The sequence below is a fragment of the Streptomyces sp. NPDC050535 genome (assembly GCF_044457665.1).
Classification (GTDB): domain Bacteria; phylum Actinomycetota; class Actinomycetes; order Streptomycetales; family Streptomycetaceae; genus Streptomyces.
The window spans coordinates 37,003-54,526 of record NZ_JBITHE010000006.1 but is presented as its reverse complement, the minus strand read 5'-3'; the positions used below and the strand labels follow the sequence as shown (position 1 = coordinate 54,526).

General features: G+C 71.6%; 16 protein-coding genes and 1 pseudogene. 7 read left to right on the top strand and 10 right to left on the bottom strand.

The window, feature by feature from the left end; genetic code table 11:
* The first annotated feature begins 156 nt into the window (after positions 1-156).
* Complete coding sequence (locus tag ACIBLC_RS15715; protein WP_399211488.1) at positions 157-549, top strand: hypothetical protein; 393 nt, start codon at positions 157-159, stop codon at positions 547-549.
* Between the two features lie 120 nt (positions 550-669).
* On the opposite strand, the gene ACIBLC_RS15710 is transcribed toward ACIBLC_RS15715, so the two are convergent.
* Positions 670-1,545 carry a helix-turn-helix domain-containing protein gene (locus ACIBLC_RS15710; protein WP_399211487.1) on the bottom strand — a complete coding sequence of 292 codons (876 nt, stop codon included), beginning with the start codon at positions 1,543-1,545 and terminating at the stop codon, positions 670-672.
* Positions 1,546-1,960: 415 nt separating this feature from the next.
* Here ACIBLC_RS15710 and ACIBLC_RS15705 point away from each other — a divergent pair, with 415 nt between their 5' ends.
* Positions 1,961-2,998 (top strand): phosphatase PAP2 family protein, encoded by a 1,038-nt coding sequence (locus tag ACIBLC_RS15705; RefSeq protein WP_399211485.1) that lies wholly within the window; start codon positions 1,961-1,963, stop codon positions 2,996-2,998.
* 109 nt (positions 2,999-3,107) lie between these two features.
* Here the strand turns inward: ACIBLC_RS15705 and ACIBLC_RS15700 are convergent, their stop codons facing one another.
* From ACIBLC_RS15700 to ACIBLC_RS15685, 4 genes are all read right to left on the bottom strand, one after another.
* Entirely contained in the window at positions 3,108-3,323 is a 216-nt protein-coding gene (locus ACIBLC_RS15700; RefSeq protein WP_399211484.1) for an I78 family peptidase inhibitor, read from the bottom strand.
* 428 nt (positions 3,324-3,751) lie between these two features.
* Positions 3,752-4,825: a helix-turn-helix transcriptional regulator gene (locus ACIBLC_RS15695; RefSeq protein ID WP_399211482.1), complete on the bottom strand. Its 1,074-nt coding sequence runs from the start codon at positions 4,823-4,825 to the stop codon at positions 3,752-3,754.
* Positions 4,826-5,078: 253 nt separating this feature from the next.
* A complete protein-coding gene (locus ACIBLC_RS15690) occupies positions 5,079-6,365 on the bottom strand; it encodes an ABC transporter substrate-binding protein (protein WP_399211480.1) in 1,287 nt (428 codons plus the stop codon).
* The gene (locus ACIBLC_RS15685; protein ID WP_399211479.1) at positions 6,340-6,885 is read right to left on the bottom strand and encodes a hypothetical protein; all 546 of its coding nucleotides are present in this window, start codon (positions 6,883-6,885) and stop codon (positions 6,340-6,342) included. Before ACIBLC_RS15685 ends, ACIBLC_RS15690 begins: the two co-directional genes overlap by 26 nt.
* A 136-nt stretch (positions 6,886-7,021) precedes the next feature.
* Here ACIBLC_RS15685 and ACIBLC_RS15680 point away from each other — a divergent pair, with 136 nt between their 5' ends.
* The 3 genes from ACIBLC_RS15680 to ACIBLC_RS15670 are packed head-to-tail and all read left to right on the top strand — an operon-like array spanning position 7,022 to position 11,180.
* Entirely contained in the window at positions 7,022-7,504 is a 483-nt protein-coding gene (locus ACIBLC_RS15680) for a hypothetical protein (protein WP_399211477.1), read from the top strand.
* Complete coding sequence (locus ACIBLC_RS15675) at positions 7,504-10,437, top strand: ATP-binding cassette domain-containing protein (RefSeq protein ID WP_399211476.1); 2,934 nt, start codon at positions 7,504-7,506, stop codon at positions 10,435-10,437. The genes ACIBLC_RS15680 and ACIBLC_RS15675 overlap by 1 nt, the downstream gene beginning before the upstream one ends.
* Entirely contained in the window at positions 10,434-11,180 is a 747-nt protein-coding gene (locus ACIBLC_RS15670; RefSeq protein ID WP_399211475.1) for an ABC transporter ATP-binding protein, read from the top strand. The genes ACIBLC_RS15675 and ACIBLC_RS15670 overlap by 4 nt, the downstream gene beginning before the upstream one ends.
* Positions 11,181-11,232: 52 nt before the next feature.
* Here ACIBLC_RS15670 and ACIBLC_RS15665 read toward each other — a convergent pair.
* Positions 11,233-11,712, bottom strand: a pseudogene (locus tag ACIBLC_RS15665) (transglycosylase family protein); the annotation flags it as partial.
* Positions 11,713-11,896: 184 nt separating this feature from the next.
* The gene (locus ACIBLC_RS15660; protein WP_399211474.1) at positions 11,897-12,583 is read right to left on the bottom strand and encodes a transglycosylase family protein; all 687 of its coding nucleotides are present in this window, start codon (positions 12,581-12,583) and stop codon (positions 11,897-11,899) included.
* Between the two features lie 534 nt (positions 12,584-13,117).
* Here ACIBLC_RS15660 and ACIBLC_RS15655 point away from each other — a divergent pair.
* Together ACIBLC_RS15655 and ACIBLC_RS15650 are read left to right on the top strand one after the other, a co-directional pair.
* On the top strand, positions 13,118-13,891 hold the full coding sequence (locus ACIBLC_RS15655; protein WP_399211473.1) for a hypothetical protein: 774 nt from the start codon (positions 13,118-13,120) through the stop codon (positions 13,889-13,891).
* Between the two features lie 161 nt (positions 13,892-14,052).
* A complete protein-coding gene (locus ACIBLC_RS15650; protein ID WP_399211471.1) occupies positions 14,053-14,427 on the top strand; it encodes a hypothetical protein in 375 nt (124 codons plus the stop codon).
* A gap of 92 nt (positions 14,428-14,519) precedes the next feature.
* Here ACIBLC_RS15650 and der read toward each other — a convergent pair whose 3' ends face one another.
* The 3 genes from der to cmk all read right to left on the bottom strand — a co-directional run bounded on the left by der (position 14,520) and on the right by cmk (position 17,442).
* Entirely contained in the window at positions 14,520-15,995 is a 1,476-nt protein-coding gene (gene der / locus ACIBLC_RS15645; protein ID WP_399211469.1) for a ribosome biogenesis GTPase Der, read from the bottom strand.
* A 77-nt stretch (positions 15,996-16,072) separates the two neighbouring features.
* Complete coding sequence (locus ACIBLC_RS15640; RefSeq protein ID WP_399211804.1) at positions 16,073-16,690, bottom strand: lysophospholipid acyltransferase family protein; 618 nt, start codon at positions 16,688-16,690, stop codon at positions 16,073-16,075.
* 56 nt (positions 16,691-16,746) lie between these two features.
* Positions 16,747-17,442 (bottom strand): (d)CMP kinase, encoded by a 696-nt coding sequence (gene cmk, locus ACIBLC_RS15635; protein ID WP_399211468.1) that lies wholly within the window; start codon positions 17,440-17,442, stop codon positions 16,747-16,749.
* Positions 17,443-17,524: the final 82 nt, after the last annotated feature.

The window sequence follows — 17,524 nt, the reverse complement described above, 5'->3', positions numbered from 1 at the left end:
CTGGCGGCGCACCCGTCACCACTGTCGACTCCGTGCACAGGACCGTCGACTTGCCGCTAACGACTCATCCGGGGCGATCACGAAAGGCTGGCGAAGCAACGGACGCCAGGTGGTTCTGGCGTCATGACCTTGGAATCGTCCTCAAGAGGAGTACGCATGCGAGCAAAGCGAATCCTTACCCTGGTCGGAACACCGGTCGCGGCCGTGGGCCTGCTGCTCACCGCGGGAAGCCCGGCACTCGCCGTGGACCACGAGATGCACACCGACGACGGCGATCCCGGCGGCCGGGTCCAGTTCACCGCGGGCGGCGACATCGTCAGGGTCGACGACCTGGAGGCGGACGGGTATGCCGCCAAGCTCTTCGTCTACAACCCCAACGGGACGACGCGGTACACGGTCCAGGCCGGCACCGCGGGCACCAGCAAGACCGTGAGCGCCGGCAACGGCGGTGTCTACAACCTCGCCGAGGGCACCGCGTACACGTTCAAGATCTGTCTGCACAAGACCAGCGGCGACTCCTACTGCGACAGCGCGGTGTGGGCCGGCTGACAGCGGCCCTGAGCGTCTGACCTGACGCGGTACCGGCGGACGCGCGAGCGCCGCCGGTACTTCCGCGCGTCCGCCCACGGACAGCCCGGCACTCCGGCACTCCGGCACTCCGGCACTCCGCTACAGGGGCAGGCCGAGGACACGGCGGCGGTAGTCGCTGGGCACGATCTCGTAGGCGGTGCGGAAGGTGCGCGTGAAAGCGGCGTGCCCCTTGAAGCCCCAGCGGACGGCGATCTGGTGGACCGGCACGTCCCGCAGCCCTGGATCGCTCAGGTCACGGCGGGCACCCTCCAGGCGCTGCCGCCTGATCAGCGCCGCGACCGTGATGCCGCGGGCCCGGAAGAGGCGGTGCAGATAGCTCACGGAGATGTGGTGGGCGGCGGCGACGGCCCGCGCGGAGAGGTTCTGGTCGTGCAGGCGCTCGCACACGTAGGCCTCGACGCTCAGAAGCAGGGCGTGCTGACGCGACTCGTCCGGTACCCGGGCCTGGGCGTCGACGTGATGGGCGAGCGCCGCGGCCAGCAGGTCCAGGCCCACCGCACTCAGCCGGGCGACATCGGCGGGCCGGTAGGAATCACAGTCGGCGGTCACGGCGCTGAGGAACCGGGTGAACAGCGCCCCCGTCCCTTCCTGCCCCGACAAGCGCGTCACCAGCAGCCGGTCGATCTGCCGGGCCGAGAGCGGGAGCATCGCCCGCGGCACGTGGGCCCGCACCACGGTGGCTCTCCCGTGGCCGGCGGTCCGCACGCCGAACGGCCGCGAGCTGTCGCACAGCACGAAGTCCCGTGCGCCCAGCACCGCCTCACGGCCGACCTGGGTCACCCTCAGTCCCCCGCACTGAGCGAACACCACCGAGCACAGCTTCGGGTGCCCGTGCCGGATCGGCTTCGGAGTGCGCCGCACCTCGGACGGCGAGCAGGTCAGCTCCGTGACGTCCATCGACCCCAGGTCCAGCGCCGATAACGGCAGGTCGCCACCTAACACCGTCTTGATCATCTTGCCCCCGTACGTTTCCCATCCGAAGCCTGGCCGACATCCATACTTCCCGGCCCATATATGACATGTCCACCCAATAGAACCCTCGGCGAGCCGCCGCTCGAGCCCGCCGCCACGCTTGCGACATTCCGTTGCAAAGCGCCCCTCCGGGCGACCGAACGCCCCGCCCCCCCATGATCAACTCCGTGACGCCGGGTGAGCGGATGGATAATTTCACCCAATCTTCAGGTGAACGGAAATATAAGAGCTACAAATCGAACTCACACCTGATCAATGGAATTGAAGGGTCCGGCCATGGCTGATTAGCGATTCATTGGAAATTGACATCATCCTGAGAGGAATCCCACATCACATCGTCATCACAAATCGAGTGATTCGACCTGGAACACAGCTCACTCGCTGTAACGTCGATTGAGTGCGTACCAAACGATTGCTGACTCGTCTTGACCGGGTCTTCGCCCGGCTGGATCGTGAGCCGGAACGACCGGCCCACATCGATGTGCCGGTCATGAACCGGCACAGGGTCGTGCTCTTCACCGCGACCCTGGCCTTCTACGTGGCCATCGTGTGGGCCGTACTGATCACCTCATGGCTGGTCCGGCTCGACTGGCAGGTCATGTTCTTCCGCCCCTATCAGCAATGGCAGCAGATCCACGCGTTCCTCGACTACTACGTGGTGCTCGGCCAGCGCGGCCCCACCGCCGTGATGGTCACCGCCTGGCTGGGCTGGCGTTCCTGGCGGCAGCACACCCTGCGCCCTCTGCTCACGCTGGCTGCCTCCCTGCTCCTGCTGAACATCACGGTCGGCGCCGCCAAGATCGGCATGGGCCGCCTCGGTCCGCACTACGCGACGACCATCGGCTCGAACGAGATGGGTCTCGGCGGCGATATATTCCCGTCGGGTCACACCGCGAACGCCGTTGTGACCTGGGGAATCCTCGCCTATCTGGCCTCGACCCCGCAGGCGAGACGGTGGCTGTCCGCGGTCTCCGCCGTGGTCTCCCTGGGCGTCGGTCTGACCACCGTCTACCTGGGCACGCACTGGCTGAGCGACGTGGTCCTGGGCTGGGCGGCGGGTCTCCTGATCCTGCTGGCGCTGCCCTGGTTCGAGCCGCTGATCGCCCGCGCGGAGGTCTGGATCTTCGCCCTGCGCGACAACTGGCGTGCCCGTCGCGCCCGTACCACGCCGGTGCCGGCGGGCTCTCCCGCCCCCGCCCCGGTGGGCGCACCCGTCATGGTCACGCAGCCCACCGGCGCGGAAGGGGACACGTCCGCCCGCGAGACGGCCGCCCCCCGCGCGCAACGGGCGCCGGGCACGCTGGCTCCCGGCCCGCACACGGCACGCTCCGAGCGCACCCCGGTCACCCCGGTCGGCAGCCGTCGACCGCCGCAGCCGGACCGGGCGCCGCGCACGACCACGAACACCCCGGCCCGCCCCGTGACGGGGCCCTGAGGAAGCGCACGGAATCCGCGGGATCGGTACGCACAGCCTCTCCCCGCACCGCGAAGGCCCCCGGCTCCTGACGAGCCGGGGGCCTTCGCACATACCGTCGGCGGTGCCGTCAGCCCTTCCAGCAGCGGGTCACCCTGCCGTCGCTGACCTCGAAATTCAGCCGCCCCGCGCGGTACTCCATGGTGATGATCGTGCCGGGCGGCAGCGAGCGCACCGTGGACCAGCCGTGCTCCCGGGCCCGGCGCTCCGCGCTGCTCGCCTCCAGCCCGACATAGGGTTCCGTGCTGTCCTGCGGCTCCGCGGGAGGAGTGGGAATGGGTGCCATGGACGCCACGTTAGGCGGCCCCTCGCCACCGGGGAAGCCCGACCCCTCACCATGTACCGCTTATCCCTCCCCGGTCACACTTCTGTCACAGAATCGCGATAAGCGTTTCGGTCGAACTCCGTCACACCCAGGAGGGGTTGGGTCCGCGTTTCGCACACCTTCGAACGCAATTCGGGACCGGGGTGACGCCGTCCTGGATAGCCCAATGGAATGCGCGGCAGCGCCGGTGTGCCGGCACCTTTTCATTCCGATTCCGGTGGGCGCCCAAGAGCTGACACCGCATGGGAAATACACGGTTCCGGCACACAACCCCCGCATGACCTCTGTCGGATCCGGGGGGGTGCCGCGAGCATCATGACGTGAGCTTCAGCAGGCCCGGAAGGTGATCGATGGCCGGCCACCACCGGTCACAAGAAGATCGAGTACCTCTACCTGATCACGTCGTTCGCGTCCTTCCTGGTCGGCCGTACCGGCTGTTCCTCTCCGGCGGTCCGATCACCCGCACCATCCTGAGCACGCGGCGGTCTCCCCAGCACCTCGGCCCGCTCCAGAGCCCGGGACAGCCGGCCCCGCGCCGTCCTGATCGCCTCGGTGAGCTCCGCGGGTTCGAGCACCTCGAACTCCAGGCCCGTCATCATCACGTGGATCACCATCACATCGAGGTTCGCGGCCCCGGTACGCAGAACGCAGCTGTCCGGCCCTTCCGCCTCCAGCGTCCCGGCGGAGGGAGAGATCCGCTCGGCGGCCTCCTCCATGGGCACCAGCAGCCTGACGACGGCGTGCGAGGCGTACACGCGCGTGGAGACGCCTTGGGAGACGTACGCCGCCAGATCCTCGGCCGGTGGCGTACGAGGGGTGAAGCGTGGTCCGTGCGGCGGTGTGGGGGCGACGCGGTCCACCCGGAACGTACGCCAGTCGTCACGGTCGACGTCCCAGGCAACCAGGTACCAGCGGCGCTCCGTGCACACCAGGCGGTGCGGTTCGACGGTACGGCGGGTGACCGCGCCTCCGTGGTCGCGGTACTCGAAGCGGAGCCGCTCGGCGTCCCGGCAGAGGTTGGCCAGTTCGGTGAGCACCGCCGGGTCGACGGCGGACGGCTGCGGGCCGCGCAGCATCGGCACGGTGAACGCGTTCAGGGCGCTCACCCGGCGGCGCAGCCGGTGCGGTAGTACCTGTTCGAGCTTGGCGAGCGCGCGTACGGAGGTCTCGCCGATGCCCTCGATACCCTGCCCCGCGGCCGTCCGCAGCCCCACCGCCACGGCCACCGCCTCGTCGTCGTCCAGCAGCAGCGGCGGCAGCTCGGCCCCCGCGCCGAGCTGGTATCCGCCGCCCGTGCCGGGGCTGGCGTTGACGGGATAGCCCAGCTCCCGCAGCCGGTCCACATCACGGCGCACCGTACGGGGCGTGACACCGAGCCGGCCCGCCAGATCCGCCCCCGACCACTCGCGGTGGGCCTGAAGCAGCGAGAGCAGACGCAGCAGCCGTGCCGAGGTCTCCAACATGAGCACGAGTCTGGCACCCCTTGCGGACAGTAGCTGTCCTCAAGGGTTACTCGCCCCCTCCGCCCCTGCCCGTCCCGTTCCTGGGGGCTGCCGCCCCCAGACCCCCGCCTTCGGCCTGAACGGCCTCGTCCTCAAACGCCGGACGGGCTGGAAATCAGCCCCTCCGGCGTTTGAGGAGCGGGGTCTGGGGCGGAGCCCCAGGAACAAGGGACGGGTAGGGGCGGAGGGGGCGAGAACCCACGGCCCGCCACCGTCAAGGCCGATAGCCCAGCTGCGGCACCTCGAAGCAGTTGCTGTCCATGTCCCCCTGGGAGACCCACCCCCGGTCGTCCTCCCAACGCGCCACCGACACACACGTCCTGCGCGTCCGAGGCGGCTCGGCCAGCCGCTGGTGGACGACCGGAACCAGCAACCCGTCGGCGCTGTACGGCTCCCCCCGGTTCATGAACCGGTCGACACACGTACGCGTGACTCCCGCGGACCCACAGGACTCCGCCGCGTCCGAGAACCACATCGCGGCGGCCCATCCCTCCAACTGCCACTGCGAGTGGGTCTCCAGCCCCTCCGTGGCATCCCGGAACTCCCGTACGGCCGCATCCCCGGTGTCCTCGTAGCTCCGGCTGGCCCCCGTGGCCCACAGGGCGTTGCGGCAACGCGGGGAATCCTTGTAGTCGGACGCGACGGCGGACGTCCAGTTCTGCACGTTGGTCACCTTGGCGATGACCTCGGCCCCGACGTCGTCCATCGCCTCGCAGAGCCGCGCGTTGCCGTGCGTGTCGAGAGCGTCGAAGACGAGATCGGCGCCCCGCTCCTTCAGATCGGCCGCGACGGCACGGAAGTTGGGGAGCGCGAAGTCGACCTGCTCGGTGACGACCCGGTAGCCCTCGGCCTTCAGCCCCTGGGCGACGAGCCGGGCGTAGGCGGCCGACGCGGACTGGTTGTAGGAGACCACCGCGGCCGTACGGGCACCCTGTTCACGCTTGAAGTAGCGGTAGACCTCGGTACCGCCGTACAACTGACCGTCCCATCCGGGCGAGCCGTCACGGGGCGCGAGGCTCCCGTAGATCCCGTAGAGGTACCGATACGTGTCGTAGGCCGGCCCGATGGGCTGCCCGCCGATGTCGGGCACGCGCGCGTGGGACACGCGTGGGGCTCCCGCGTAGTCGAGGGCTGTGGTGGCGACGAGGGCGACGACCTCGTCCTCGTCGACGAGTCGGTGCACGCACTCGTTGTTGCCGACCCCGCTGCCGCCGTCGTCGCACAGCCGCACCTCGACCGGCCGCCCGTCGATGCCCCCGCGCGCGTTGAGACGCTCGAAGTAGGCCTTCGCCCCGTCGCGCGGACCGGTGAAGGCGGCGCCGCCGACGGGGCTGGTGACACTGGTGATGATCCCGACGCGGATCGGGGCGGTGCCTCCCCGCGGGGAGGGGGTGGACCGGTTCCCGAAGTCGCTCTCGGGAAGGCGGCTGCCGCAGGCCGCGCTCAGCAGGAGCAGCAGACCCGCGGCGAGTGCCTCAACAGCCCGGGCCCGGCGAGGCATTGCCGCTCAGTTGCACCAGCGCGCAGAGCGTCTTCACGGACACCTTCCAGGTGCCGTCCTGCTCGACCGCCGTTCCGGAGGCGCCCGGCAGCGCGGTCGCGCCCTCGAGGATCAGCGAGTACGTCACGTTCGCGTCGGTCGGCGAGGTGAACTCGACCTTCTGGACCTCGGCCCGCACCTGCTGCCCGCGCTGGTCACCACTGAAGCCCTCCAGCACCGGCGTCATCTCGTCGCCGTTCTCCAGCACGGCTGTCTTGTCCTTCTGGGCGACGGCCGGGTCGAAGAACTTCTCCCAGTTCTCCTTGACCTCCGCCTCGGCCGCCGCGGCTTCGGAGGGGCCCGTGGGGCTGGGCTCCGCGCTCGTGGGTTGTACGGACTGTTCCACGGAGGGGGTGGGCGGGTCCGTGTCACCGCCCCCCCTCTCGTCGCTGCACGCCGTGAGGGCCGCGGCCAGGAACAGGACCGCCGCTGCCGCCACCCCCCGGCCGTTCCCCCGCCTGAGGTCGCTCCCGAGAACCATCTGGCTCACCACCGGGTGTCGGACCGGACCAGGTGCGCCCGGTGCTTTCAGGGTCAGCTTGCAGAAGGCATAGTGCAAGCCATCGGCTGACATGGACAGTCAACGGACCAAAACACACGACGTGTTGGAGCCCCGGATGCGGACAGCTCGACTGCGGACCGCGCACCCCGTCCTGTGGGCCGGGTGGGCCGCGCTCGCCGCCGGAGCGGTGTTGTGCGTGATCGGCTGGTACGGCATCTCGGGTGAGCGGTACGCGGAGCGGCAGCTGCCGTTTCTGGCGTCGTGCACGGTGCCGGGCGCCGCGCTGATCATCGCGGCCGCGGTGCTGCTCACCCACGGCGGGAACGCGCTGGCGGCGGCCCGTGTCGAGGAGCTGTACCGGCTGCTGGTCGCCGCCGAGCCCGCCGACCTGGACGGGTCCGGGCAGGCGGCCGACGCGCCGGTCGCCATCAGCGGCGAGCTGCTGACGGTGCCGGGCGGCACGCTGTGGCACCGCGCCGACTGCCCGCTGGTCGCCGGGAAGGCGGAGGCCGTCCCGGTGGACGCGCTGCTGCTGGCGAGCGGGGAACTGGGGCCGTGCCCGATCTGCGAACCGTCCGCCGCCGACCCGGACGACTGATGGCGTCACTGACGTACGACCTCACCCTCGCCGGTCTCTCGGTCGGCGGTGCCGCCGCCCTGACGGGCATCGGGCTGATCGTCACCCACCGGGCGACCGGTGTCCTCAACTTCGCACACGGGGCGATCGCGATGGTGTGCGCGTATCTGCTGCGCCAGTTGACGGTCGAGTGGGGCCTGCCGCTCTGGCTCGGCGCCGCGGTGACGCTGCTGCTGGTGGCCCCGGCGATCGGCGTGACCCTGGAGCGCTTCGTCTTCCGCCCGCTTTCCGTCCTCGGCGGCGACCCGGCACAGACGCTGGTCGCGTCCATCGGCGTCTTCGTGCTGCTCGTCGGCGGGGCCACCCTGGTGTGGGGCACGGGTGCGCGCGCGGACGCGCCGACGCTGGTGTCGGCGGATCCGTGGGGGCAGTTGGCGGCGGCCGTCGCGCTGGCCGTGGGCGTCGGAGCCGTGACACGGTGGACGCGTGTCGGCAAGGAGTCGCGTGCCGTCGTCGACGACCGTCCGCTGGCCGTGCTCGGCGGCATCGACGCGGACCGGGTGGCCGCGGCGGGCTGGGCGTTCGGCTCCTTCACGTCCGGCCTGACCGGCGTACTCCTCGCCCCTAACGTGCGCCTCGATCCGTACGGCATGCCCCTGCTCGTCATGGAGGTGCTCGCGGTCGCCGTGGTCGCCCGGATGCGGAGCCTGCCGGTGGCGGTCGTGGTGGCGCTGGGTATCGGCGTCGCCCAGAGCCAGTTGACCCGCCTGCACCCGTCCGGCCGGGGGGAACCGCTGCTCCAGGCCGTCGGCGCGAACCTGTTCGTGGTCGCGCTCCTGGTCGCGGCTCTCGTCCTCCCCGGCATCGGCGCCCGCGACGCGCTCCCGCGCACGGCGACGGCCCGAGTGGCGACGCCGCCGGGCGCGTGGATCGTGGCGGTCGTCCTCTTCCTCCTGCCCCTGGGCTTCGCGGGTTCGGACCTCCACACGTCGGTGCAGGTCCCCGCGCTGGGCGTGGTGCTGCTCTCCCTGGTCGTGGTGACGGGCCGGGGCGGCCAGATCTCGCTCGGTCAGGCGGCGTACGCCGGTCTGGGCGCCCTCTTCACCGCCCTGCTCGCGGCGGGCCGCTTCCCCGGCCTGCCCCGACTGCCCGAACTGGCCGCGCTGGCGGTGGCGGTACTCCTCGTCGCCCCCCTCGGTCTGCTGACCGGCTGGCCCGCCATCAGCCGGCACGGGCTGGCTCTCGCCCTGGCGACCTTCGCGGTGGGCGTCGGCGTCAGCCGCTTCGTCTTCGCCCAGCCGTACGCCGTCTCCGGCCTGTCCCTCGACCGCCCGGCGGGATTTGACGGCGACCGTGCGTACTACCTGCTCGAACTGGCTCTGCTGGCCTGCGCGTTGCTGGCGGCCGGCGCGCTGCGCCGCGGTCGCACGGGCCGCGCCCTCGCGGCGATGCGCGACCACGAGCCGGGCGCGTCGGCGGCGGGAGTCCGCGTCCCCGCGCTGAAACTGACCGCCTTCGTGGCGGGCGCCGCGCTGGCCGCCCTGGGCGGCGGCATGCTCGGCATGGGCCTGCGCGCCTTCGACGCGACGGCGTACGACCCCATCCGCGGCCTTCTCTGGTTCGCGGCGGTCGTCGTCCTCGGCGCCGACAGCGTGCTCGGCGCCCTCGCCGCCGCGGCCCTGCTCGTGGGCCTCGACGCCGGGGCGCGCGGCGGGGTCGCGGCGGCCCTCATCGGCGTACTCGCCGTCCTCGTCGGCCGCTTCCCCGGCGGCCCGTACGAGGCCCTTCGCACCGGCGCTTCCCGGTTGCGTCCGCACCTCCGCGCGACACTCACTCCCCGGGGAGCCCGTGTACGCCGGCAACTCCGGCCGGCGACGCCGCGAGGACCCGGCCGACTGACATCGGCCGGAGCCACCGCCCTGACAGCCACGCGACGGCTCGCACCGGACGGGCCGGGCCGACAACGCCCGGCAGCACCCGACCACCGACACGGCCCGACCGACCCCGGCGCCCTCCTCCCCCCGGACCGCGGAGACACCGGGCGCCGACGCCCTGCCACGCCCGCCCAGCGGGGCGACACGGCTCCCGGAAATTCCGCCCCCGCCAGTTGGCCCGACTCCGACAACCGAACGCCGGGAAGCGCGGCCGAGCCTGCTGGGAACCCTCCCACCAGGGACCCGGGCACCCCCCGTCGCGACGCGTCCACCCACCCCCCGACCGGTCCCGTGGGACCCGGCACACCCCGACGTCCACGCCCCCCGGCGGAGCCCCCCACCCTCCGTGCCCGTCAATTACGCGTCGCCTACGGGGGTTTCGCCGCTCTCGACGGGGTGGACCTCGATGTCCGGCCCGGCCGGGTCACCGCCGTGGTGGGTCCCAACGGGGCGGGGAAGAGCACCCTCTTCCACTGTCTCGCCGGGACTCTGCGGCCCACGGGCGGGCGGGTGTTGCTCGGGGAGCGTGACATCACCCGGCGGGCGGCACACGCCCGTACACGGCTCGGGATAGCGCGGACCTTTCAGCAGCTGGCGGTTTTCCCCTCGTTGACGGTGGCGGGAAATGTTCGGGTGGGCGCCGAGCAGGGACGGATCCCCGATCCGCGGGCCGTGGAGCGGGCGTTGCGGCTGTTCGGGCTCGACGGGCCGGTGCGGACGCTGCCCGCGGCGGGGCTACCGACAGGGACGCTGAGGCGGGTCGAGCTGGCGCGGGCGCTCGCGGGGAGTCCGCGGGTGCTGTTGCTCGATGAGCCCGCCGCGGGCCTCGACAGCGGCGAAGTGACCTTCCTCGCCCGCGTGTTGCGGGCCCTCGCCGCCGACGGCATGGCCCTGCTCGTCGTGGAGCACGACCTCGACCTCGTCGCCGACCTGGCCCACACGGTCCATGTCATGGCGGCGGGGCGGATCGTCGCCTCCGGTCCCGCCGACCACGTCCTGGAGACGGGGACCGCCGGATGACCATCGCCCTGCGCCACGCGCGCGTGAGCTACGGACCCCTGGAGGCCCTGCACGGCGTGACCCTCGTAGCGCCCGGCCCCGGCCTCACCGTGCTGCTCGGCCGCAACGGCTCCGGCCGTACGACCGCGCTGCGCGCCCTCGCGGGTGCCGTCCCCCTGTCCGGCGGTGCCGTCGTCTGGGACGGCGCGGACGTCACCCGGCTGCACGCCTACGAACGCGCCCGCCGCGGCCTGTGCTTCGTCCCCGAGCGCCGGGCCGTCTTCGGTTCACTGACCGTCCGCGAGAACCTCGAACTGGCCGCCCCCAGGCAGGACTTCGGCCCCGCCCTCGACGCCTACCCCCAGCTCCTCCCCCTCCTCTCCCGCCGTGCCGGCACCCTCTCCGGCGGCGAACAGCGCATGCTCGCCCTCTCCCGAGCCCTGCTGACCCGCGCGCGCGTGGTGCTCGTCGACGAGCCCGCGCAGGGCATGTCACCGACGGTCGCGGCCCGGACGTACGAACTCCTCGACGGCCTCGACGCGAGCGTGGTGGTCGCGGAACAGCGGCTGCCGCCCGGCCTGCGCGGGAGGCCGGGCCGGACGACGTACGTCCATGAACTGCGCCGCGGCGCGCTCGTGTTCAGCGGAGAGGCGGCCGAGTGGGGACAGGAACCGGCGGGGTCGACGCGGAATGAGTCCCCAGGGGTCGGCCGAAACGGGGTCGGGCCGAGATCCGGGCACCGCCCCCCGAGCCCTTCGGGATGACCAGCAGCGTGCCCACGTTCAAGCGGTCCGGAGACGCCCCGATCATCTGCTTGTTGGCCTGGTAGAGCGCCCGCCAGCCGCCCTTGACCTGGTACCTGCGGGCGATCGACGACAGCGTGTCGCCGCGCTTCACCACATGCATACGGCCCTGGAGTCCGTATTTCCTGGAGCAGACGGGCCAGGCCTCCCACCCCTGGGTGGCCAACACCGCCTCGGCGACCTTGATCTGCTCCGCGCGCGTGGCCAGATCGGCGCGCGAGGCGTACTTCAGACCGCCGAACTCCTTCCAGGTCGGCTGCCAGAACTGCAGCCCGCCGTAGAAGCCGTTCCCGGTGTTCGCGTCCCAGCGGCCGCTGCTCTCGCACTCGGCGAGACAGCCCCAGGGCCACTGATCCTTGGCACAGTCGTACGGCACCCGTGTCGTACGAGAGCCCGGCAGCGGAGGCGGTGGCGCGGCGTCCGCCCTGGAAGGGGCCAGTACGGCCAGCGCGGCGGCGGCCACGGCCGCGTACCGGACGCACTTGCTCGACATGGTCGACGGGAGCCACATGAGATGCATCGGCCCACGCTAAGCAGCCCGGGACGCCCGCCCGCCCAGCCGCGCCCGACCGGGCCGGGGCCCCACCCGGTCGGCGGACCGACCGGACAGGGCCCCGCCCGGAGTCCCGGCATCCCGCGTTCAGGAGAGAACGACGGGGAGTGGGGCTCGGAGGGACTCAGAGGTCGAGCCGCTGTCCAGGCACGATCAGGTCGGGATCGCCGCCGATGACGGCCTGGTTGGCGGCGTAGATCTCCCGCCAGGTGGTCCCGTGCGACGCCGCGACGGCGCTCAGCGTGTCGCCGGCACGGACGGTGTAGTCGCCGCGGGACGAACTCCGGTTCGTGCGGTCGCCCGACGGACGCGCGGGCGCCTTCGACGGGGCCGCCTCGGGCGCCGCCTTTGGTGCGGACTTGGGCGCCGCCTTGGGTGCGGACTTCGTCGTGCCCGATCCTCCGGCCGACCCGGCGCCCGAGGACGCCGGCGCGCCTCCGTACGCTCCGGCCCGCGCCGAACACGTCGGCCACGCGCCCCACCCCTGTGCACGCTGGACCTTGGTGGCGACGGCTATCTGGGCGTCCCTGGACGCCCTGTCGGCGGTCGACGCGTACGCGCCACCGCCGTAGGCGCTCCACGTACTGGCGGAGAACTGGAGTCCTCCGTAGTAGCCGTTGCCGGTGTTGATGTGCCAGTTTCCGCCGCTCTCGCACTGGGCGATGCGGTCCCACACCCCACTGTCGGCCGCGGCGGCGTCACCGCTCGCGGCGAGCAGTCCGAGCGGGGCGAGCAGAGCCGCCCCGGCGAGGACCGCGGTCGTACGCGTCGTACGACCCTTGGGAGTGCTGTTCTCGGCACATGCGGACATGTAGTTCCCTCTCCACGTACCCGGGCTCCCCCAGGCAGGGCGCGTCCCCCCGCGTGTATGACGCCGGTGATCGCGCTCCGCCCCGTCCGCCGAAGGCTGTGCTGTGAACCGGTTCGATCGGCCGGCGGACGTACCCGAGCGGTGCTCTGTGCACACGGCGCAGGAATCTATGGAGCGTGCGGACCGATATCAACCAACTCCTTGTCATACGAGGCCAGTTCACCGTTACCGAGGGTATCGGCGAAATCCGGCCACCCACTTCATAGGCTGATTTCCTGATATGTCGACCTGCCGCTCCACCGACCTGTGACCCACTTCACCGAGTCAACTTCCTTGTGAGGCCCTGAAGTTGGCTCGGAGTGACGGATTCCGTCGGTGATCTCACGCTCCGCTTCGGTTGGTTCGATTCCGTTCGCTTCCGGGCGTGACTCCGGCCACAGATCGCCCGTTGTCATCTTCATGAGCCGGGGACCCCCGGATTCAGATGCCGGGGGCCACCCGGCATCACCACGCACCGCATCCCGAGGAGCCACCGTGCCGCGCATGCTCGACGTCGGCGACGACGTACGCGCCGAGATCGGCGACGAAGAAGCCGACCGGCTGCTGGCCGGAGAGAACGCCCCGGGCAGTTACGACTGCACGTCCTGCCGCACCCAGGGCGACTCGGAACAGGAGCGCACCAGCACCGTCCTGTTCATCGGTGACGAGACGGCCGTCCTGGCCTTCGCCCACGCCTCCTGCCTGCCCTCGCAGGTCGTGCAGGTCACCGAGGAGCAGCTCCAGGGCGCCGTCCGCTCGATCACCGCCGAGGGCGGCCCGGCGGGCGCCGGTCCCGAGCAGGCCGTTCTCGGAGTCACCAGCGGACTCGTCCTGATCAAAGGCGAGTTGCACCCCGCGCTCGTCGTCGAACCGACCGGGCCCATCGTCCGCCCCGGCTCGACCGACATCGGCGACGACTTCCTGCCCCTCCTCATCGAGCAGGGCTTCATGCCGTTGACCGAGCTGAACTCGGTGCCCCCCGTGCTGCACGGCTGGTCCGTACTGCTCGCCGCGGGCCAGCTGCACGCCGTGCTCCAGCCGGGCACCGGCGGCGGCTCGCCGGTCGCCTGGTGGCAGGCGCACCAGGCGCTCCAGGTCGCCGACAGCTGGCGTGCGGCCGCCAACAAGCACCAGCAGGTGCTCCTGTTCGCGGCCCCCGTCGGCTCCATCGGCCGCCAGCCCCGCGAGGACCTGCTGCGTGACGCCCTGGACAAGGCCGCCGCCAACGGCAAGCTCGTCGCCAGCGCACTGCCGCTCGCCGGGATCTGAGCGCTCCGCCGGCCGGGCCGGGGAACCGCGGCGCGCTGCGGACCGTCAGCGGGTCGCGCGGTTCCCCACGCCCGCGTCGAAACGCGCCGCACGCTCCCGGTGACCTGCGAAAGCGACGCGTTGGCCGCATCCGCGGCGGGGCCAGATTCGTTGGCACGTACGTGCACACCTACGACTCCCCCCGCCGCCGGCCCTTCCAGCCGGTCCCCGTCACCCGACCGGCCCAGGACCCCCCGGGCGGCCCCTCGACCACGCCGATCTACGACGCGCTCTACGCCGAGTGGGTCAGGTCCTACAGGGCCCTGCCCGGCGACCGCCAGGGCGAGGAGGAGCTGGACTTCGAGGCCTTCGGAAACCTCCCGCAGGGCACGAACTCGTTCAGTTCCTACGGCTCGTACAGCCCCCAGAACTCCTACAGCTCGTACAGCGCGGGTGCCTACTCCGCGCGCCGGCAGACGAATGGGCGACAGCAGCAGGGCACCGGAATGCACCACGTCCCGGCCGCACTGCCGCCCGCGCCGCGCAGAGGGCTCTGAGGGCTCCGAGAGCTCTGCTCCGAAGGCTCTGGGGGGAGCGGAACCACGGGAAAGGGGCGGCTCCTCAAGGAGCCGCCCCTTTCCCGTCGCCGCTACTTCTTCTTGGCGCCGCGCTTCTCGCGCACCCGTACCGAGATGTGGATCGGCGTCCCGTCGAAGCTGAACTCCTCGCGCAGCCGGCGCTCGATGAAGCGCCGGTAACCGTGCTCGATGAAGCCGGAGGCGAAGAGCACGAACCGCGGGGGCTTGGTGCCCGCCTGCGTGCCGAAGAGGATGCGCGGCTGCTTGCCGCCGCGGACCGGGTGCGGGTGGGCGGCGACCAGCTCGCCGAGGAAGGCGTTGAGACGGCCGGTCGGGACGCGGGTCTCCCAGCCGGCCAGGGCGGCCTCGATCGCCGGGACGAGCTTCTCCATGTGCCGTCCGGTGCGCGCGGAGACGTTCACCCGCGGCGCCCAGGCGACCTGGAGGAGCTCGGTCTCGATCTCGCGCTCCAGGTAGTAGCGGCGCTCCTCGTCGAGGGTGTCCCACTTGTTGAAGGCGAGGACGATCGCGCGCCCGGCCTCGACGGCCATCGTCACGATGCGCTGGTCCTGGACCGAGATGGTCTCGGACGCGTCGATCAGGATGACGGCGACCTCGGCCTTCTCGACGGCGGCGGCCGTCCGCAGCGAGGCGTAGTAGTCGGCGCCCTGCTGGAGGTGCACACGCTTGCGGATGCCCGCCGTGTCGACGAACTTCCAGGTGATACCGCCGAGTTCGATGAGCTCGTCGACCGGGTCACGGGTGGTGCCCGCCACCTCGTTGACGACGACCCGGTCCTCGTTGGCCACCTTGTTCAGCAGCGAGGACTTGCCGACGTTCGGGCGGCCGATGAGGGCGATCCGCCGGGGGCCGCCGACCGCGGTGCCGAAGGTCTGCGCCGGGGCGTCGGGCAGCGCCTCCAGGACGGCGTCCAGCATGTCGCCGGTGCCACGGCCGTGCAGCGCGGAGACGGGGTGCGGCTCGCCGAGGCCCAGGGCCCAGAGGTAGGAGGCGTCTGCCTCGCCGCTCAGGCCGTCGACCTTGTTGGCGCACAGGACCACGGGCTTGCCGGCCTTGCGCAGCAGTCGTACGACCGCCTCGTCGGTGTCGGTGGCGCCGACCTTGGCGTCGACGACGAAGACGACCGCGTCGGCCGCGTCGATCGCGTACTCGGCCTGTGCGGCCACCGAGGCGTCGATGCCGAGGACGTCCTGCTCCCAGCCGCCGGTGTCGACGAGCTTGAAGCGGCGGCCCGCCCACTCGGCCTCGTAGGTGACGCGGTCGCGGGTGACGCCCGGCTTGTCCTCGACGACCGCCTCGCGGCGGCCGATGATCCGGTTCACCAGGGTCGACTTGCCGACGTTGGGGCGGCCGACGACGGCGAGCACGGGCAGCGGACCGTGGCCCGCCTCCCCGAGCGCGCCCTCGACGTCCTCGACGTCGAAGCCCTCTTCCGCGGCGAGCTCCATGAACTCCGCGTACTCGGCATCGCCAAGCGCCCCGTGCTCGTGCTCTGCCGAGCCGTCGGGCTGGATGTGGTCGTTCATGAAGTCCGTACCTCGTAGTTCATCGTCGTGATCGGTGGACCCTCCGCATATCGGGAGATCCACTACTCAAGTGTCGCCTAGTGCCCGGTGGGGCGCCCGGCGTTTTCCCGGCGCCCGGTGAGGCGCCTGGCGTGCTCCAGGTGCGTGGTGAGCTGCTTCTGGATGCGTACGGTCGCCTCGTCGAGGGCCTTGCGCGTACGCCGTCCGCTGCCGTCGCCCGCTTCGAAGGGGTCGCCGAAGACGACGTCCACCCTGCTGCGCAGCGGGGGCAGCCCTTTTATCAACCGGCTGCTCTTCTCGGAACTTCCCAGTACCGCCACCGGGACGACGGGCGCCCCGCTGCGTACGGCGAAGTACGAGAGTCCGCCCCGCAGCGACGCGAAGTCGCCCTCACCGCGGGAGCCCTCGGGGAAGATGCCGAGGACACCACCGTCCGACAGCACCCCCAGCGCCCGGGTGACGGCCGCACGGTCGGCGGTCGAGCGGTCGACCTCCAGCTGGCCGAGGGCTCGCATGCAGGGACCGAGCGGGCCGACGAACGCCTCCTTCTTGACCAGGAAGTGCGACGCCCTGGGCGCCACCCCGATGACCATCGGTCCGTCGATGTTGTGGGAGTGGTTGACGGCCAGGATCACCGGGCCGCTCGCGGGGACCTTCCAGGCGCCGAGGACGCGCGGCCTCCACAGGCCGTACATCAGTCCTACGCCGATACGGCGCCCGACCTCGGCACCCCGTACCGATGGTGCTTCGGTCACTTCGCGTCCCGCTTCTCCTCGACGAGGGTGACGACGCACTCGATGACCTGCTGGAGTGTGAGGTCGGAGGTGTCCACCTCGACCGCGTCGTCGGCCTTGGCGAGCGGGGACGTCTTGCGGCTGGAGTCGGCCGCGTCCCGCTTGACCAGTGCCTCGCGGGTGGCGTTGACGTCGGCGCCCTTGGTCTCACCGCTGCGCCGGGCGGCCCGCGCCTCCGCGGACGCGGTGAGGAAGATCTTCAGGTCGGCGCCGGGCAGCACGGTCGTCCCGATGTCACGCCCCTCGACGACGATCCCGCCCGTGGCGTCGGCGGCGATCGAACGCTGGAGGTCGGTGATCCGCGCACGCACCTCGGGCACCGCGCTGACCGCGCTCACCTTGGAGGTGACCTCGTCGGTGCGGATCGGGCCCGCGACATCGGTCCCGTCGACGGTGATGGCCGGCGCGAGCGGGTCGGTGCCGGAGAGGATCTCCGGCTTGCCCGCGGCGGCGGCGATCGCGCTCGGGTCCGTGACGTCGATCCCGTTGCTCAGCATCCACCAGGTGATCGCCCGGTACTGGGCGCCCGTGTCCAGGTAGCTCAGCCCGAGCTGCGAGGCCACCGCCTTCGAGGTGCTCGACTTGCCCGTGCCGGAGGGGCCGTCAATCGCGACAATCACAGCCGGTACGGTCCGGGCGGCGCCGTTTTCCACGGTGGGAACACCTTCCTGGTGCGGGGCGGAGGCTTGTACAGGACACGATCGCGCCCCGCACAAGGTTACTGGCTTCACGGAC